Source organism: Fervidobacterium riparium, from assembly GCF_025370035.1.
Lineage (GTDB): Bacteria > Thermotogota > Thermotogae > Thermotogales > Fervidobacteriaceae > Fervidobacterium > Fervidobacterium gondwanense.
In genome coordinates, this window is sequence record NZ_CP009277.1 from 1,866,659 (window position 1) to 1,885,127 (window position 18,469).

Sequence of the window (18,469 nt, forward strand, 5' to 3'; positions counted from 1 at the left end):
GATGGAGGTTTTGTCGGTTTGCCTTAATCCCGCGCTTGACAGGGAATTCATAATAGATGGATTTACGTTAGACAAGTTAAATATTGTATCCAAAGAAAAGAACCGAATGACTCCAGGTGGTAAGGGAGTGAATGTTTCTGTTGTCTTGTCCCACTACAGCATACCATCGATTGTCACTGGTTTCATAGGAGGTTATGTGGGACAGATTCTACTTTCCGAATTGCGAAAGTACGGTTCGTTAATATCTACAAGTTTTGTTAGAATTTCCGATGAGACGCGTGAAAATATCGCTATTGCAGATACACTTTCGCATACGCTCACGGAGATTAATTCAGAAGGTCCTACCGTTAACGAATTGGATTTAAATAACTTTTTGAAAAGGTATGAAGTCCTTGTTCAAAAAGTAAGAGCAGTTGTAATTTCTGGAAGTGTACCGAAAGGAGTACCACTTTCATTTTATGGTGAACTGACAAAAATAGCAAAGAAGTATAGAAAAGTCGTATTTTGGGAAGCGCGAGATGAGATAATAACTGAGTCGATAAAAGTAGCATTTCCTGATGTGTTGAAATACGACATGAGAAGGAGCGAAAAGATCTTAGGACGTATATTGAACACGGAGCAAGAGTACATACAGGCAGCCAAAGATTTCGTTAAACAAGGGGCGAGATTGGTTATTCTATCTTACAAGACAGTATACGACTTTGTAGCTACAGAAGATGGTGTCTGGAAATTTTCTCCGAAGGTTGAAATTGATCACTCTTATCTTTTGGGTAGCGGAGATAACTTTGTAGCTGGTATGATCTTTGCTAATTCGAAAGGGATGTGTTGCTTAGATATGGCGAGATACGGCTATGCTGCCGCAGTAGCTAAAACGTCTTATATTGGAAAAGAACCACCTTCACTTTCACTGATTGAGGAGTACCTTGGTAAAATCTCTACCGAGAGGGTGGAATAGATGGAAAGCTTAAAAGTCAAAGACTTCATGACACACGATATTACCTTTGTTTTTGAAAATGACACAGTTGAAGTTGTAATAGACATATTGAACAAAACTGGATTGCCAGGGATAAGCGTGGTTGATAACGAATTGAGAGTAATAGGTTTTGTTGGGGAAGACGACATCATCAGGGCGTGTTTGCCAAGTTATTTCAATCTATTGCAAACAGCTGCGTTTTTGCCGGACACCAATCTTTTCATTCGAAGGCTGAAAGAAATAGCCCGCGAACCTATTGGAAAATTTGCAACAAAGCCAGCACAGACTGTCAAACCAAGCGACACCCTTCTGTATGTTGCTGACTTGATAATGAGGAAAGGGTACAAGATAATACCTGTTGTTGACGATAATAACGTGTTGCTGGGCTTTGTCACAAGAATATCAGTTCTTGAAAGTGCAGTACACAAGGAAGCGGTGGTGAATAACGGCAGATGAATCGTATAGATAAAGCACTCAGAATTTCCGTTATAACTCAAGGTTGCAAACTGAATCAGTACGAAAGTGAAATGATCATCGAAATGCTTGAAAACGCTGGACACATCGTTTATTCAGGCGAGGATCAAGGCGCAGACGTTTACATACTAAATAGCTGTGCTGTAACAGCAGAAGCGGAAAGAAAGGTCAGACAGACTGTTAGGCATTTGAGAAAAATGAATCCGGATTCGAAGATAATACTCAGCGGTTGCTACGTGCAAATCCCGAGAGTTGAGGAAGAGTACAAAATTTTAGGCGTTGACCTCGTACTTGGAAATTCTGAGAAGAAGCAGATACTCAAGTATTTGAGCGATACAGGTACGTATTTCAACATCGGTTACTGGGAAGAAGACGACATTTCATTCGAAATTGTCGAAAACTCAGTGACAGAGAGATCAAGAGCGTTTATAAAGGTCGAAGATGGTTGTGATAACAGTTGTACATACTGTGTGATTAGAAGTTTGCGAGGTACAAAAACAAGGAGCAAACCGATAGAGGTTGTTGTAAAAGAAGTTCAGAAGTTAGTTAATAAAAAACACAGGGAAATCGTCATAACCGGTCTGAACCTTGGAAAGTACGGAAAAGACTTGGGAACAAACCTTGCAGAGCTCCTAAGAAATCTTTCGAAAATAGACGGAGAGTTCAGAATAAGATTGAGCTCGATAAATCCCGAAGATATAACAGATGAGCTGATAGATGTTATTAAATCAGAAGAGCGAATTTGCAATCACCTCCATATTCCAATTCAGAGCGGTAGCTCAACTGTTTTGAGAAGAATGGGCAGAGGTTACACTGCCGAGCAATTTGTGGAAAAAGTCAATAAGCTTAGAGCTTTTGATCCGCTCTTTTCTATAACGACAGATATAATGGTTGGATTTCCTGGCGAAACGGAAAAAGAGTTTGCTGAAACACTCGAAGTTGTTGAAAAAGTCAAGTTCAGTAAAGTTCACACGTTCAGGTATTCGCAGAGACCCAATACCCCAGCCTCAAGATTAGAAAACCAAATTCCCGGAAACATAAAGAAAGAAAGAGCAGAAATCTTGATTAAACATTCTGAAAATGTTGCAAATGAATATAAGAAGAAATTGGTAGGAAAGAATGCCGTTATTCTTGTTGAAGGTATTCAAAACGGAATCTATTACGGTTACGACGAATATTACATACCGCATGAAAGCAACGGCGGGAGTATAGGTGAATTTTCAAAGGTCGTAATTTGCTCCGTGACGCAGGAAGGTGTGGTGTCGAAGGTTGTTCAAAAGCAAGTATCAAACGACTGACATTGTTGAAGCCCTTACAAAAGGGATAGCAGTTTACGAGACCATTCGAACGTACAATAACAAACCATTTGCTTTGAAGGAACATTATAACAGATTGTGTAAATCACTTTCTTACCTTAAAATAGAACCTCCTAAACTGACTGAATTTGAAGAACTTATTTATGGGAACTTGTCTGAGAGAATTAGAATAGTCTACGTATACGATGGTAATCTGCTCAGCTATGTCTTCCGTGAGTCTACGGAAAATTATTTTATTTCGCATGTGAAAATTGATTTCACAATCGTTAGACGAGCAGATCCAATGAGTATGCCACCGGACTTGAAATCGCTCGGCAGGCCTGACATATACCTTGCAAGATTGACAAAAGGTGACAACTACGACGTCATAATGCTCGGAACCAAAGGACAAGTTTGCGAAGGGACTTTCAGCAACATCTTTCTCGTTTTCAACGATAAAATCGTGACACCATCGCTCGATTCAGGTATATTAGATGGCATTACAAGAATGCATGTATTGAACTTCTTGAAAGAAAATGGATTTAAAGTTGAGGAAAGAATCGTAGAGCCTTACGAGCTATTTTACGCCGATGAATTATTCTTAACGCATACAAGTAGAGGAATTGTCCCAGTGGACGAGATAGGTAAAAGAAAACTTGAAACAGAATTAGGTAAAGAACTTTCGACCGGGTTCGAGGAGTATATCAAATGCTTACTCTGAGGAAAATTTTCTCCGAATTAGCACTTAAAGATGCCTTTTTCAAAAAGATATACATCTTATCACAATTGGAAGAGATGAGTGAAAAGATACTTGGCGCAAATATATCTAAACACTGCAGATTCTCATCTTTTGAAGATGGAACGATAACAATAGAATGTGATGACAATATATGGACCAATGAACTGAAGAAGATGAAGAGGCAGATAAAGAAAAGATTAGAAGAGCATATAAAATTTCCAATCAGTGACGTAAAAATTCAGACAGAGAGAAAAAAATAAGCAAACCGTGTGCGGAGGTGTAAGTAATGGACAATTTTGAAAGTCGTGAACAGAGTATGGTTACCACCAATCAATACAATGCACAAAACATAAAAGTGCTCAAAGGGCTTGAACCGGTTCGCGAAAGACCAGGAATGTACATAGGTTCAACCGGTAAAAACGGGTTACATCACTTGGTGTATGAAATAGTTGATAACAGTATAGACGAAGCGATACAAGGATTTTGTGACAAAATAAGGGTTGTAATAAAGAGCAATGGTTCTGTTGAAGTTGAGGACAACGGAAGAGGTATCCCTGTTGATGTTCACCCAGAAACAGGTACAAGCGCGCTCGAAGTAGTTATGACAACACTCCATGCTGGAGGTAAATTTTCTAAAGACAGCTACAAAGTCAGCGGTGGATTGCACGGTGTTGGCGCATCGGTTGTTAACGCGCTCTCTGAATGGATGGAAGTAGAAGTGCACAGAGACGGTAAAATATATAGGCAACGCTACGCGCGAGGAAACAAAACAACAGAGGTAGAACTTGTAGGCACGACCGACAAGCGAGGAACGATAGTTAGATTCAAACCAGACAAGATGATATTCACAACGGTAGAATTCGATTCAGACACAATACTCACAAGGCTTAGAGACTTGGCATTTTTGAATCCTAACATAACGATAGAATTTGTGGACGAACGTGAAAACATACAAAGAACGCTCCACTATGCCGGTGGTTTAAAAGAATTTGTGGCGTACTTAAACAAGGGTGAAAAGACACTTCACGAAACAGTCTTAATTGAAGGCACTTCTCAAGATGTGCAAGTTCAGATTGCGTTTCAGTACACTGACAACGATGCTGAAGAGATAATCTCGTTTGTAAACAACATAAAAACGGTTGATGGCGGTACGCACGTTACGGGCTTTAAGACTGCTTTCACAAGAGTTGTGAACGACCTTGGCAAGAAGAAAAACATGATAAAAGGCGAGCCGTTCAGAGGCGAAGACCTCAGGGAAGGCATGACCGCTGTTGTCAACGTACTGATGATGGGAACACCTCAATTCGAAGGACAAACAAAATCAAAGCTCGGAAACGAAGAAGTGCAAGAAGCGGTTGCCAAAGTTGTACGCGACAGACTTACAGACTATTTTGAAGTTAACGAATCCGTTTTGAAGATAATAATCCAAAAAGCGCAGCAGACAAGAGAGGCAAGGGAAGCTGCCAAAAGAGCAAGGGAAGCGGTAAAAAGAAAGAGCAGTCTTGGGAACTCGACATTACCAGGAAAACTGGCAGACTGCATCACGAAGAACTTTGAAGAATCAGAACTCTTCATCGTCGAAGGTGACTCAGCAGGTGGAAGCGCCAAACAGGCAAGGGACAGGAATTTCCAAGCAATATTGCCATTGAGAGGAAAGATACTGAACGTTGAAAAGAGCAATGAATTGAAGCTTCTCAAAAATGAACAAATAAGAGATATAATCACCGCAATTGGTTCAGGAACGGGAGACAATTTTGACCCATCGAAGCTCAGGTACGGAAAGATAGTCATCATGACCGATGCTGACGTCGACGGTGCGCACATCAGAACGTTGTTATTAGCGCTCTTTTACAGGTACATGAGGCCACTTCTTGAAGATGGCAGAATATACGTTGCCATGCCACCACTTTACAAATTCACAGTCAGTGGTGAAAAGCCCGTATACCTCTACTCTGATGAGGAACTCAAGGAAAAATTGGCTAATGTCAATGGTAGAAAATACGAAATACAGCGTTATAAAGGTCTTGGTGAGATGAACCCAGAACAGCTCTGGGAGACAACGATGAACCCGCAGACGAGAAAGATAATAAAGATAAGCATAGAGGATGCGGAAGAGGCGGACAACCTGTTTGAAATTCTCATGGGAAAAGACACGGAAGAACGCAAAGGATACATAATGAGACATGCGAAACAGCTGAGCTTAGTGGATTTGGATGTTTGACATTTTTAGTAATTCATTAAATCCATTATTCGAAACAAGAACCCCCTTTATGGGGGTTTTGATTTTCTAAATTCTTACGAGACTAACATCTTCTTGATTTCAATTCTTTTATTGCTTGCAAATTCAGTGCCCTTGGACCTAATTCGTACAGTACTTTATAAGATTCACCCAGAATAGTTAGCGTAACTCCTGGATGGCAACTTTCTCTTATAACTATGCGAGGACTCTTGCTTAAAGCTTCTTGATTAGCTACAAACTTTAATTTTGAGATTTCGCCTCTTACCGTGTTAAGTTTTGCAATCAGCTCTTTTCTTTGGAGTTCAGCTCTAATTATTGCACTTTTCACCTTTTCTTGCTCTTTTGCTGGAACGCTTTTATAAATCTCACGAAGCTTGTGGCACAATATGCCTAACTCATTAATTTCGTCAATAAGAATCCTTATCCTATGCGTCAATTCAGTTTTATTTTTCTCGTAGTCAAAGTCTATACCAACCTCAAGAACAGTGGATACCTCGGATACATTACCCGCTTCTCTAACCTCTATCAATTCAACCGCTTTTACCTTTCCACCTATTATTGTTCCCTTTCCGCGAACAACCACAGCTTTTCCGGCAATTACTTCAGAATTCATTATGTAATCATTTAAATAGACGCTTCTTCTTGAAATAACAACGCATTCTGAGAAGAATTGAGCAGAAACATCTCCTGCAGCCAGTATCTTACCTTTCGAACGCCCGAAAAATCCACCGTTGATATAAACATTCCCCGAAGCATTAATCTCTACGTGTCCTGAAACAATGCCTTTTATAAAGACGTCCTTGCCAGAATTTATTCTGTAGTTCCCATCCAACCCACAATTAACCATTATACTTCCTGGAAAGTCGAATGATTTTTGGGATGATATTTCTTTTTCACTTAATACCAAAACTTCTTTAACGCATACTCTACCTTGCTCATCTATATAAGGCTGACCACTTACCGTTGCGACAATCTTATCACCCTCAATTTTTGTGTTCTGCCCTGAAAACGCTCGTAAATCAAAATCTTTTCCTTGCCTTGCTGGCAGCTCTTTTCCTGTCACGGTATGACCAGGTGTACCAGGTATTGCAGGAATCTTTTCTGCAAGAATTTGACCTGAAAGGCAGTAAGGTATTTCCTCGCCGGGCTCTATCAGATCTCCAGTTAAGAACTTAAATTTATAATCAATCTTTGCATCTTCCGGCGGTTGAGGTTCTTTACCTTCCGCAACCAATATGGGTTGGTATGTCATCTTTTCGTTTACTATCCTCTCCAAAACGTCCTGCTTTATGCCAAAAACAACCCCTGCGTTAAATAATGCTTCAGCCAATTCATCTTTTGTTGGCATTTCGTTGATTATCCCAGGGATGATTGTGACAAACGCCTTCATTTCATCATCAGATATAGTCACATTTACTTTGAAATTCTCGTACTCTTTTACTTTATCCTCAAGTGCTGAAAGGGTTTCAACATTCAGTAAATCCTGAACAGTCTCCTTGACTTTCACACGTTCAACATCTCTATGCGCAGTTTGAGGGTGGAATTTTCCATGCAGAGGTTTAACAACAGCTTTAATTTCGCCATGTTCGTCTGTCTGTATCTCCACAGCGACAATTTCGTACCAAGTTTGCCCGTATCTTTTCTCTATTTCATCAAAGACCTCGGTTATTTCTTTAGCCTTAATGATGTCCATATGGCTCACCTCTTCAGAGGAGGAATGCGCTGCTACAGTTTGCTAAGTTTTTGAATTTCAAGTATCTGTGCTGTCATGCGAGATTTGGCAAGTGCTGTGAAGAGCTTATCGTGCTGGAGGAATATTTTAAAAATTTCAGGATCAAAATGCCCATCTTCCTCATTAATCATTATTTCCAGAGCCTGTTCTGGAGAATATTCATTTCTGTAAATCCTCCTGGTCGTGAGTGCATCGAAAACATCTGCTATCGCTACTATTCTTGCGGATATTGGGATTTCTTTGCCCTTCAAACCGTCAGGATAACCTTTTCCGTCCCATCGCTCGTGGTGCCACCTGACAATTTCGTAGCAGGTCTTGATAATGGTGCTCGTTGGATACCGATTTATTAAATTCGTCATAGCTAATGCACCTTTGGTAGTGTGTGTTTCCATTATCTTTCGCTCTTCTGGGCTGTACCTTCCTGGTTTCATCCATATCAGATCGGGAATTGCGATTTTGCCAGTATCGTGCAGTAATGCACCAACTTCTATTTCATAAGTGAAGTCATAAAGTGAATTTCGATAAGCTTCATCTATATCTACATAATCTGTTTCTTGTAGCAATAGCTTTGAAAACACAGAACTGTATAACCTGACGTTCTCACTGTGCAGTACCGTGTAGAGATCCTTCGACTCCATCAATTTTGTTGGGATTTCTAAAAGCAGGTTAGGGTCTATCATCGAGATAGTCTTAAAAGCCTTCCTTACGTAAGTAACAAGCAGTTTCGGAGTTATGGGCTTAGTTAAGAAATCGTTAGCGCCCAAATCAAGGCACTCAGCAACGATATCCTCTTCACCTTTTGAAGTTAGAACAATTATATATGGATACGGTGGCATGTAGTTCTTTCTGACTTTTTCTATGAATTCGAGCCCGCCCATGACTGACATCATTAGGTCAACTATTACAATTTTGTGGCTTTCTGGCGAGGCTTTAAATATGTTGTATCCTTCCTCACCATTCTCAGCGGTTTCAACCGCGATGTGAAATTTTTTAAGAACCGATGAAATATAATTTCTCACGAGCGCATCGTCATCAATTACCAACACTGTTGATTTCTTTTCATCATCCATCCAATCTCACCTCGCAAAAAAGCATCCCAAGTTTTATAGGGCAACAATCTATATTCAAGCAAAAATTCATGCCTGACAGTTCTCTGCTTTTACAGTACCGACCGTCTTAATTATTTCCTCAGGCATTGCGTAAGATGGTAGCACCTTGTCCACGACCCCTGCCTTTACAGCTTCCTTTGGCATTCCGAATACGATCGCTGTTTCTTCCGACTCGGCGAAACACAATCCTCCCGCCTTTTTTATTTCTGCCAGTCCTTCCACTCCATCATTTCCCATTCCAGTCATTATTATTCCTATAGATTTCTCTCGAAATGCCTTTGCGATGCTTGATAAAGTGACATCTGCTGACGGCATGAAAGTATGTTTTGGCTCACTCGCTAATCTGATCACTAATTTTTCTTCATTTCTTTCAAGTGTGAGGTGAAAGCCACCTTGTGCAACGTAAACATTCCCTGGGGCCACAACCATACCATCTTCTGCGTGCAACACTTTCATCTGGCAATAGTTGTCCAAATGCTCAGCGTACTGCTTGGTGAAGAACGGAGGCATATGCTGAACCACGAATATCGCTGCATTCAAATTTGAAGGAAGTGGTGGGAGCACGTCGTATATGTTCTTAGGACCGCCGGTCGATATGCCTATTCCCACACCATAAAAATCAACAACCCGGCTTTCCATTACTTGGTAGATGTCCTTCTTTTCAGATGGCTTTTTTCGGCCCTCTTTTTTCATGAGTGTAAACCTTTCTTCTGCAAGTTTGTGCAAGATTGCACTTTTCTTCGCTTGCACGTAAGCAAGTATAATTTTCTCTCTCAGCTCTCTTCCAAACTCAAGTGCGTTCCAACTTTCGTCAATAGGTTTGGGCACATAATCAAATGCCCCATATTCGAGTGCTTCATACGTTACAGGTGCTTCCTTTTGCGTTATTATAGAGACTACTATTATGGGTGCAATCTCTTCTTGAATGAGCACCTTCAAGACTGACAAGCCGTCCAGCTCAGGCATATTTATATCTAAGGTTATGACGTCTGGCTTCAACATCCTCGCCAATCTTATTGCCTCTCTTCCATTGGACGCTACTTCGATGACTTTGATGTTCTTATCTAATTCAACCAAGCTTTTTATTGCCCTTTGCATTAGTGGTGAATCATCAACTACCAAAACTTTTATGGGCTCTTTATCATCGTTATAAGAACTGCGGTACAAGGGATCACCCTCTTTTCTTCGACCTTTTCTCCTTCTTAGCTTGAGAGCTGTGTTTTTCTATCTCTTTTATAATTAAATCTTTGAAACTGTTAGTTGAAGAGATGACATTTTTCGGATTGATTAAAGGAACGGTAAAGCCTCTTAGTTGCATGAATCCTCTAATTAGCTTTTCTTCGGACTGCATCATTGACGATGTAGTGATTAAACTTGGCTGTGTTTTAAATATGCCTTCGAGCTTGTCTGCTAAGATTCCGACCTTGAACTCGCCGTTTCTTAGTATGATTACTCTTTTGTTTTCTTTGAACTTTTCGTCCTGCAGTTCTTCGATTAATCCTTTGTTGCTTTCAAGCAGGTCGAGAACTATTACGTTCTCCTGCCTATAATTCATTACTCCGAGTACAGCGCTTGGCGCATTGTCAATAGGAGTTATCGATGAAAGTTTCGAGATTGAATCCACGTAATCTGATTCCAACCCAAAAAGTGAATCAGCGATCTTGAAGGCTAAGACGGATATCTCTTCAACTGCTTCCTTTTCATGACTCTCAGTGAATTCAACAAAGTACTGCTCATATTTTTTTAGCAGTGCATCCATACTGAGGATTGGTATAGCCTGCTCCTGTTCTAAGATGACGCCCAAAAGCTCATTTTCATTGCCAATCAAATAAGATTTCCGGTAATAAGTCAAGAGGAGAAAAAATAGAAAAATAAAAAACCTAGTCAACTCTTTGACTTTCAATAACTTAATATTTCACTTTCATTCTTCACATACTTGATTTCGTTCTTTTTACCTATTTCATCGGTACATACGGTACGTTGTTCTTTAGTAAATAATACACTAAATTTACTAATTTCCTTGCAGTTAATATTAGCGCTCTCATGTGTTTGTGTGTTGTTGCTTCTGCGTACTTTTTGCGATAATATTCTTTGTATACAGGATCGTATGTCTTTACTCCGTTCGCTGCCATTACTAGGTATGTTCTTAGATACTTGTTCCCTTTTTTCGTTAGTTGGTTGTTTTCTGATTTGTAATTTCCACTTTGATTGATTGTCCATACAAGCCCTGCGTATGATGCTAACGCTGAGGCTTTTTCGAAACGATTGATGTCTCCTATTTCGGCTATAATTCCAGCTGCAGTTATTTCTCCTATCCCTTTGACTGTTGTTAGTGTGTTCGGAATTACTTTAAGTAATTTACTTATTTCTTTCTTTACTAGTTCGATTTGTTTTTCATAGTGCTGTATCAAATCGATAGTGGAAACAATAGATATTCTCAGAGTGTTTGAAGGATTAACAGACAACCTCAAGGCATCTTTAGCAAGAGTTTGGAGTTTTTCTGCTAAGACTTGTGAAGAGACATTGTGTCTGGAAATTTTCGCAATATATTCAAATAACTCTTCAATTGGCATGTTTGCGATTTCTTCGATTGTATAATCTTTAAGCAGGCATTCGAAAGTCTTATTTAGTTTAAAGTCAAGTTTAGGGAAATAAAGAGAAACATACGAATAGAGCCTAAGTTTCAATCGAGCGATATCTTCGTTGAACTTTAAATAAAGTCTGGTGAGATTACGAAGCTCAGAGATGATATATGAGTTATTGACAAAAGGGACTAAAGACTCAGGAAATTTAGAAGCGATAGAGAAAATAAGTTCAGCATCGATTTTGTCAGTTTTAGGACGATTGAGAATTTTGCGATAGAGCTTAATGTTATCAGTTTTAACCCAAAAGACAGGTACGTTGTTTTGAAAGAAGAAGTTAGCGACATTAAAAGAAAAAACACCAGTTGATTCAAGGACAAGAGAAAAATCGGAAGAAGAAGCAAAAGCTTTGTTAAAAAGTTCAACAATGCCTTGAGGAGAGTTCTCAACAGTCCCACTACCGATGAAATCAGAAAAGAAAGAAAGATAGTTCTTTGAGACATCAATAGCTAAAATAGCCAAAGGAATCACCTCCGGATTGAGTACAGCCTTACAACCTCGCGGTACATAAGAAAACGAGGCAAAACATTTTCCGGCAAGTAAAAAGCTGTACTCTAGTTAGGCAATCTTATTTAAGAGAACAAAGTCTCAAGGAGGGGCAACCTGAAACTATTTTACCAGAGGTGTTAAAAAATATGCATTCAATTTTCAAAGACCAATTTTAATTTTTACCGAACTTATTATACGAGGAGGGTAGTAGATATCCTCTGGCATAAGCTTTACAACGCGCTCTACTTTACTGACTCCTATGCCAAATAATTTATTACCATTTCTGATAATCAAGAACCTTTTTTGTGTTTTATCAGTTTTACCTGCAAGCAAATATTCAGAACTTACGACTGGTACTAACACACCGTCAAATTCAATTTTACCGATCACTTCTTTTGGAGCGTTGGCAACAGTGTGAACTTTTGCGTCCTTGATTATGTACTGAATTTCTGAAGAGCTGACAGCATAACTATTCTTGCCTGATGAAAAAATTACGAACTCGTTTTCAGAAGTTTTTTGGAGCACTTCTTGCTCTGCCTTAATTATTTTTCCTTCCGCAAATTTTTCCTCTTTCATGTATTTTTTAAACAAGCTTTGAACATTCAATATGTTTATAACCACACCTTTTTCGACGTACTGATGCGAAACTATTACCCCTTCTGGTTCATTAGAGTGTTTCAAATTGTTGCCTTCTACCTCCATTATGCCTTTCACTCTGTCGACAATTATCCCTATTTCAAGACCTTCGTTGTTCAATATAACTATTCTTGCGTTTTGAAAGTTCTCCTCTCCACCCACAGCTTTTTCCGAATCTTTGATGAGTATTTTCAAATCGACTACTATCAGAATTTTTCCGTAATAATTTACAAGCCCTGCAACTTCTTCTGTTGCGAGTGGTAACGGTGTTATGTTTGATATTTGAGCAATGCCTGAGACAAAATTCAAAGGAACGGCAAAATCATTTTCTTCTAAAGCAAATACGAGCATCTTCTCAGAGGGCATCTTTTTCCCTCCTACTTAACTATCTTTCGCAAGTTCTCAACGACATCAATTATTTCTTCTGAAACTTCATTTATCACATCAAGACCAGCGAGTTTGTTATTCATTGCCAGAGAGGCTTGCTCAATAGAGAATGCTGAATCTACAATGGCTATTTTCAGTTGTTCGAGCGCTTTGTTGCTTTCCTCTATTGCAGAGTTCACCGAATTCAGCTCGCTGCTCATAGCATTAAATGCGGTGTCAAGTGAAGTTATCTTTTCCTTGAGATCTTCAGTGTATTCAATTGCAAAATTCGACTTCTCAATTTCCTGTTCAGTTTCTTTAATAGAAGATTCTAACAAGTCCCATATTTTCGAGGCTGTTGGCAGGATCTTTTGGAGATGATTTTTCATTTGTTCGGCATTGTTTTCAATTTCCAAAGCCAAATTTCGAATGTCGTTGGAGAGAACGATAAAGTTTTTCTTGTACTCTCCTGCCCTCGAGGCTTCAATGAAACCGCTGACGGCAAGTGTACCTGTCTTTAGTGCGATTTTATCTATCTTCGCGAGTATTCTTTCAACGTCATCGAAGTATGTCCTTATTTTTCCGATGCCTTGAAGGAGTTTATCCAAAATATCATTTATATTAATTAGTTTTGCACTAAGATCTTGTACGGCGGAGAAATTTGCCTCTACAAATCTCAAGAGTTCTGGTATCATTCCTTTATCATTGTTGACCATTTTCGTTATGTCAGTAGATTGATTCACAAGTTTTCCAGCTATATTTGAAAGTTTTTCAACCATCTGACTCAAGAACGAGGACGATTTAGTAAGCTGATTAAGAGCTGCTCCAACTTGATGACTCGATGTTGAAATGTCCTGAACATAATCGCGCAATTCCCTTGCCGCGTTGGAAAGTTTCTGAGTTAGTAAAGGCAGATTTTTCGATGACTTTAACTTGCCCGAGAGAGAAAGCAAATTCTGTGAGTATTTGTTAAGGTTTGCAAAAGTTTTCACCTCTTGATTGAGCGCTGTTGAAGATTGTATAGTAGCACTTGCTATCTGCGATGCCTGTAGCTCAACTTCGAGGAAATTCCTCAGCATTTGATCAGACAGTTCCTTTACGAGATCAAAATCCTCGTTTTGCTTTGAGATGCTGGAAATGAGATCCTGAAATTTGGTTGTTATCTCATCTAAGATTTGTGAAATCGCATCGCCTGTCTTTTTCAAATCTTGGGTAGCACTTGTCAGACTTTCACTGTTGTTTGCTATATCATTTGATGCCTTTTGCAGATTGTCGAAGACTGATTTTGCGGTCTCTGCCTGCTTTTCCGCTTCTTGGGCAAGATTTCTTATTTCATCGGCGACAACGGAAAAGCCTGCCCCCACTTCTCCCGCTCTGTTAGCTTCTATTGCTGCATTCAAAGAGAGGATAGTTATGTCATCCGCTATGTCCAAAACGTCGCTAAGAATATGCGACAAATCAGCCAATTCTCTGCCAAGCGTACTGACAACGTTTAGAATCTCTGTGTTTCTTTTATTAATTATGTTAGCGGTTTTAATTATGTCTTGGATATAAAATGACGTGTTTTGCGATAACGTTTGCGAGTTCTCAGCATCTTCTTTAATTTTGGAGAGAGAGGCTTTTATACTTGCTACCGATTTGTTTATTTCGTTAACTGCTATCTTTGATTCTTCGGCTGTGGAAGCGTATTCTTGAGCCATTGTTGCCAACTGTTCCATTGTTTTTTGTATTTGTTGTATAGCTGCTGCGGATTCTTCGACAGTTGAGCTTAATTGCTCCGCCGCCCATATGATGCGCTCAGCAAAGGCTGTCTGTCTTGCACTCAATTTACTCTCCGATAAAGTTGTTTGCGCTTTCTGAATAGTTTCGCCGACATTCTCAGGTTTTTCCGTGCTAAGTTCTGATGGTTGTACATGAACATCTGCTATCTTCTTCTCACCATCTGGTACCTCGAGCCTCTTTTTATCCATGGTTGCCCTCCACCTCCGGTATTCTATCCTTATTTCTCAGTGACAAAGTCAAGAACTGCCAGAACCTGTCAGGATCAAGAATCAAGGCTACTGTTCCATCGCCGGTAATCGTCGTTCCGCTATAGAAGTTTCCCGGACTGCCGTATGGAAGTTCCATTCCAACATATTCGCCTTCTTCTATTATCTTATCCACAGTTAGCGCAAACCTGCTTTTTTCTGTTTTGACAATCAAAGCGTAGTATTTGCCACGTTTATCAAACGTGCTTTGCGTAGATGGACTACCTGAACTGCTGAGCAAATCTCTTGCTGAGAAGATAGGTATTAATTCCGTCATATATCTGATGAATTGTTGATTCTTGTACGAATGGATGTCTTTGATGTGGATGTTCTGTACGGCCTGGAGGTATTCCATTGGGATGGCGAATTTTCGATTTTCAACTTTAAATATCAGTGCTTTAATGTAGAGTGTATGTAGTGGTATTTTTAAACTTATTTTTGAACCCTTGGAGGGGATCCAGTCAAGATTGACCTGCCCGCCGATTTTGTTCATCGTTGACAATACTATATCCATTCCGTATCCGCGTCCGGAGATCTGACTGACTTGATCCTTTGTTGAAAATCCGGGAAGGAATATTAAATTCGCTACTTCCTTCTCTGAAAGCTTATCTGCTTCTTCCTTGCTAATAAGGCCTTGTTTCACGGCTTTTTCTTTTATCTTTTTCGTGTCAAAACCTCTCCCGTCATCGCTTATTTCAATCATTGCGAAGTTACCACTGTAGCTCGCAGAAATCTTTACAGTACCGGTTTCTGGTTTGCCGAATTGTTTTCGTTCTTCAGGATACTCTATTCCATGATCTACCGCATTCCTGAGCATGTGCGTTATGGGATCCACAAGTAACTCTACGATATCTCTATCAACCTCTACATCTTCACCTTCAACAATAACTTCTATTTTTTTGCCCAAGTTTTTAGCGAGCTCTCGTGTTGTTCTACGGAATTGGTTAAAAAGGTATCTTAACGGTATCTTTCTGACATCCAAAGCTACATTCGACAATTCGTACGTAAGCCTCGAAAACTTTCTCTCGAAATTCTCAATAACTTCTGCTGCATTATCAGTAAAGTGGCTTGTTCTAATAAGATGTCTGAGTTCGTTTTTCATCGTGATGAATTCACTTGCAATTTTGTAAATCTCGTAGATTTTAGTTTTTGCCACCCTTATAGTCTGGAGTTCTGAAGAGATTGGTGATTTTGGCTTTTCTGACTCTATTCGCGTTTTAGGTGTTTCTTGACGCTTTTCAGGTGCGATTCGCGGAGCCTCTTTGAGAATTGTATTCAGTTGTTCTAACGCACCCTTTACATCGCCTGAATCTAAGTGTTCCTTTATACTTGAAACGCGCAATGCTTCTTCTTTTCTGCCAAGTCTTTCAAATGTTTCGCAAATTGTTTCCGCCAAACTCAATGCGATTCGGGAAGTTTCTGATTTTTCAATCGGAGTTTTTGAATCAAAATTGTTCAAAAGATTCATAAGCTCTGAAATCAGGTCATTTATCTGCGATTCTGATAAAGCTTCAGTTACTTTATATGGTTGTACTTTTGGTTTCTCGTGTTCTTTCTTACTGGTTGTTTCTGACAGTCTTTCCAGTAAAACGTTAAGTCTCTCGGTTTCTTCAAAAGGTGTATCGGAAGATATGGCGTTCTGAAATTCTACAATAATATCGACTATTTCATAAAGAATTTCAATATCAGCATTTTCACCCAACTGAATTTTGCTCGACACGTACGTTTCAGCCAAATGCACTAATTCTTGGAGATTTTTGATGTTTTCTAACGACTTTATGATGTTTCCGATTTCTTGAGATAGGGAAAGTACCAACCTTGCACCACCTTTTATGCTGTGAAAAGTTCTCATGATAGAGTGGGCTACGTCCTTTTCAAATGTCTTTTCATAATCCTGGATAAGTCGATCTAATTCCTGTATTCTATCTTCAAGCTCGTCTAAAAAATCTTTAAGAGTACTTTGTGCGAGTTCATGCTCGAATTTTTTCTCCTGTGTACTTGTTTGCTCTTCTTGTTTGCCTTCTGTGTTAGTGTTCTCTTTAACATTTTCCTCATCCTTGCTGTAACTCTCTTCTTTTTGTTCCGAAGGCTCTTCGTTTAGTGATTTTGCCTGAGTCAAAAGATTGCTGAGTTGAAAATTCTCTGGTTTTATCTCTATAAATTCTGTGCTTTCGCGTACTATATCCTCAAGCTGAGAGCATATTTTCCGCACTTCGTTAATGCTGTCAAACATAAAATCGATAAGTTTGTGTGTTGGCTCAACGCCTGAATTAAGAACGTCTTTCAGTGAGCTCTCAATGAAATGTGAAAGTTCTACGACATCTTGCAATTGTAGGAAACCTACAACGCCCTTAATAGTGTGGAAAGCCCTTATCAAGTCAGTCAGCTGTGATTCAGACCACTGGTTTATTACTATTATCTCTTCTGCTTTTGAAAGCAACGTCTCCACCTCTTCAATTATTGCACGAACTATCTCAAATTCTTCTTTTTGGAATTTCATCCTTTTCCTTCCTCCAATATTTGTTTTACCAATTCTATGATGGAGTCTGGTAGAATTGGTTTTATTACGTAGGCACTTGCACCAGATTCCATGGCAACTCTTTGTTCATTCCTTTCATCTACAGTGGTAACAACTATTATCGGTAAATTAAGCGACAGCTCTTTTCGTATTCTTTTTATCATAGTTATGCCGTCGAGTACCGGCATGTTTATATCGGTGATTATACACCTTATTGATGAACTCTGTGGGTGTGATACCAATATTTCAATAGCCTGTGAACCATCCACGGCTTCTAAAACCTCATAACCTGCGAATCTAAGTATATGCGCAAGGTAGTTTCTTGTAGTTTTGGAATCATCGACAATCAGGATTTTAGAGCTCATCTGTCATCACCATTCCTGTAGGTTTTTGATAAACAACCACATTGTTTATCCTTCTTGTGTTGAAAGAAGTGGATATCCGCGCCAAAGACTCTACTTGACTTAAGAAGAGAAAGCCTCCCGGAACAAGCATTCTGTAAAATGTTTGGATGACATCTTTTTTGGATATGTCAGAGAAGTATATCAGAACATTCCTGCAAAATATGAAGTCATAGTTTTGACCAAGCATTAACATTCTTTCAGTGTCCATAAGGTTAACCTTGTAGAACTTTACAAAACGCTTTATTTCGCTATTTAAGACATAAGAGTTTCCATCTTTGAAAAAATACTTCTCCAAATATTTAGACGGTACATTCCTAACATCTCGTTCTTGATAAACACCTCTTACCGCCTGTTTTAATACGTTATCATCAATATCAATTGCATCGACCCAATAGGAAAAATCATCTTCTAACATTTCTCTCAAAATGATTGCAAGTGTGTAGGGTTCTGCGCCATTCGAACAGCCAGCCGAAAGGACCTTGAATGTTCTATTGCCGTTTTCTATTAATTCCGGGATACAATACTCTGCAAATGTTTGAAGCTGTGGAAATTCCCTAAAAAAGTATGTTTCATTGATGGTGATGCTCTGTATCAATTCATTAAGCTCACTTTTATCTTTATCCAAGAATTTTAAATATTTGAGGTATTCCCTGAAATCATCGATTCCAAGAACTTTTAGTCGTTCTTGCAACTTCAAGTTTGTTATGTACAGCTGTTCGTCATTGATGTAGATTCCACATTTCTGATAAACGATATCCCTTATTTCCTTAAATTCTCTGTAGCCAAGTTCCAAAGTCATTCACCCCAGGAGAATATGTTTGAGAAA

16 protein-coding genes are annotated in these 18,469 nt (G+C 39.2%); 6 read left to right on the plus strand and 10 right to left on the minus strand.

All coding sequences use genetic code 11. The features are described from left to right. The first annotated feature begins 1 nt into the window (after position 1). From IB67_RS09005 to gyrB, 6 genes are read left to right on the plus strand one after another with little or no spacing between them, the layout of a single operon-like run. Positions 2-955, plus strand: coding sequence for a 1-phosphofructokinase family hexose kinase (locus tag IB67_RS09005; protein ID WP_339748028.1), 954 nt, complete (start codon positions 2-4; stop codon positions 953-955). After that, entirely contained in the window at positions 956-1,429 is a 474-nt protein-coding gene (locus tag IB67_RS09010; protein WP_072758771.1) for a CBS domain-containing protein, read from the plus strand. Continuing rightward, a complete protein-coding gene (gene mtaB / locus IB67_RS09015; protein WP_072758769.1) occupies positions 1,426-2,745 on the plus strand; it encodes a tRNA (N(6)-L-threonylcarbamoyladenosine(37)-C(2))-methylthiotransferase MtaB in 1,320 nt (439 codons plus the stop codon). Before IB67_RS09010 ends, mtaB begins: the two co-directional genes overlap by 4 nt. After that, positions 2,717-3,463, plus strand: coding sequence for an aminotransferase class IV (locus IB67_RS09020; protein WP_498875278.1), 747 nt, complete (start codon positions 2,717-2,719; stop codon positions 3,461-3,463). The genes mtaB and IB67_RS09020 overlap by 29 nt, the downstream gene beginning before the upstream one ends. After that, positions 3,451-3,741, plus strand: a complete 291-nt coding sequence (locus IB67_RS09025) for a DciA family protein (RefSeq protein ID WP_072758765.1) — start codon at positions 3,451-3,453, stop codon at positions 3,739-3,741. Before IB67_RS09020 ends, IB67_RS09025 begins: the two co-directional genes overlap by 13 nt. Positions 3,742-3,767: 26 nt before the next feature. Next, positions 3,768-5,702, plus strand: a complete 1,935-nt coding sequence (gene gyrB / locus IB67_RS09030) for a DNA topoisomerase (ATP-hydrolyzing) subunit B (RefSeq protein ID WP_143145271.1) — start codon at positions 3,768-3,770, stop codon at positions 5,700-5,702. An 82-nt stretch (positions 5,703-5,784) separates the two neighbouring features. On the opposite strand, the gene IB67_RS09035 is transcribed toward gyrB, so the two are convergent. The 10 genes from IB67_RS09035 to IB67_RS09080 all read right to left on the minus strand — a co-directional run bounded on the left by IB67_RS09035 (position 5,785) and on the right by IB67_RS09080 (position 18,436). Then, entirely contained in the window at positions 5,785-7,413 is a 1,629-nt protein-coding gene (locus IB67_RS09035; RefSeq protein WP_498875279.1) for a flagellar assembly protein A, read from the minus strand. Between the two features lie 32 nt (positions 7,414-7,445). Beyond that, complete coding sequence (locus IB67_RS09040; protein WP_498875280.1) at positions 7,446-8,522, minus strand: HD-GYP domain-containing protein; 1,077 nt, start codon at positions 8,520-8,522, stop codon at positions 7,446-7,448. Between the two features lie 66 nt (positions 8,523-8,588). Continuing rightward, positions 8,589-9,728 (minus strand): protein-glutamate methylesterase/protein-glutamine glutaminase, encoded by a 1,140-nt coding sequence (locus IB67_RS09045; protein WP_072758759.1) that lies wholly within the window; start codon positions 9,726-9,728, stop codon positions 8,589-8,591. A 4-nt stretch (positions 9,729-9,732) separates the two neighbouring features. Further along, positions 9,733-10,389, minus strand: coding sequence for a chemotaxis protein CheW (locus tag IB67_RS09050; protein ID WP_072758757.1), 657 nt, complete (start codon positions 10,387-10,389; stop codon positions 9,733-9,735). 127 nt (positions 10,390-10,516) lie between these two features. Next, positions 10,517-11,665 (minus strand): IS110 family RNA-guided transposase, encoded by a 1,149-nt coding sequence (locus IB67_RS09055; protein ID WP_164542215.1) that lies wholly within the window; start codon positions 11,663-11,665, stop codon positions 10,517-10,519. A 186-nt stretch (positions 11,666-11,851) separates the two neighbouring features. Further along, positions 11,852-12,694 carry a chemotaxis protein CheW gene (locus tag IB67_RS09060; protein ID WP_072759926.1) on the minus strand — a complete coding sequence of 281 codons (843 nt, stop codon included), beginning with the start codon at positions 12,692-12,694 and terminating at the stop codon, positions 11,852-11,854. Between the two features lie 11 nt (positions 12,695-12,705). Beyond that, on the minus strand, positions 12,706-14,664 hold the full coding sequence (locus IB67_RS09065) for a methyl-accepting chemotaxis protein (protein WP_498875281.1): 1,959 nt from the start codon (positions 14,662-14,664) through the stop codon (positions 12,706-12,708). Next, on the minus strand, positions 14,657-17,221 hold the full coding sequence (locus IB67_RS09070; RefSeq protein WP_498875282.1) for a chemotaxis protein CheA: 2,565 nt from the start codon (positions 17,219-17,221) through the stop codon (positions 14,657-14,659). Before IB67_RS09070 ends, IB67_RS09065 begins: the two co-directional genes overlap by 8 nt. Beyond that, positions 17,218-17,604: a response regulator gene (locus IB67_RS09075; protein ID WP_498875283.1), complete on the minus strand. Its 387-nt coding sequence runs from the start codon at positions 17,602-17,604 to the stop codon at positions 17,218-17,220. Before IB67_RS09075 ends, IB67_RS09070 begins: the two co-directional genes overlap by 4 nt. Then, a complete protein-coding gene (locus tag IB67_RS09080; protein WP_084634399.1) occupies positions 17,594-18,436 on the minus strand; it encodes a CheR family methyltransferase in 843 nt (280 codons plus the stop codon). The genes IB67_RS09075 and IB67_RS09080 overlap by 11 nt, the downstream gene beginning before the upstream one ends. Between the last annotated feature and the right edge of the window lie 33 nt (positions 18,437-18,469).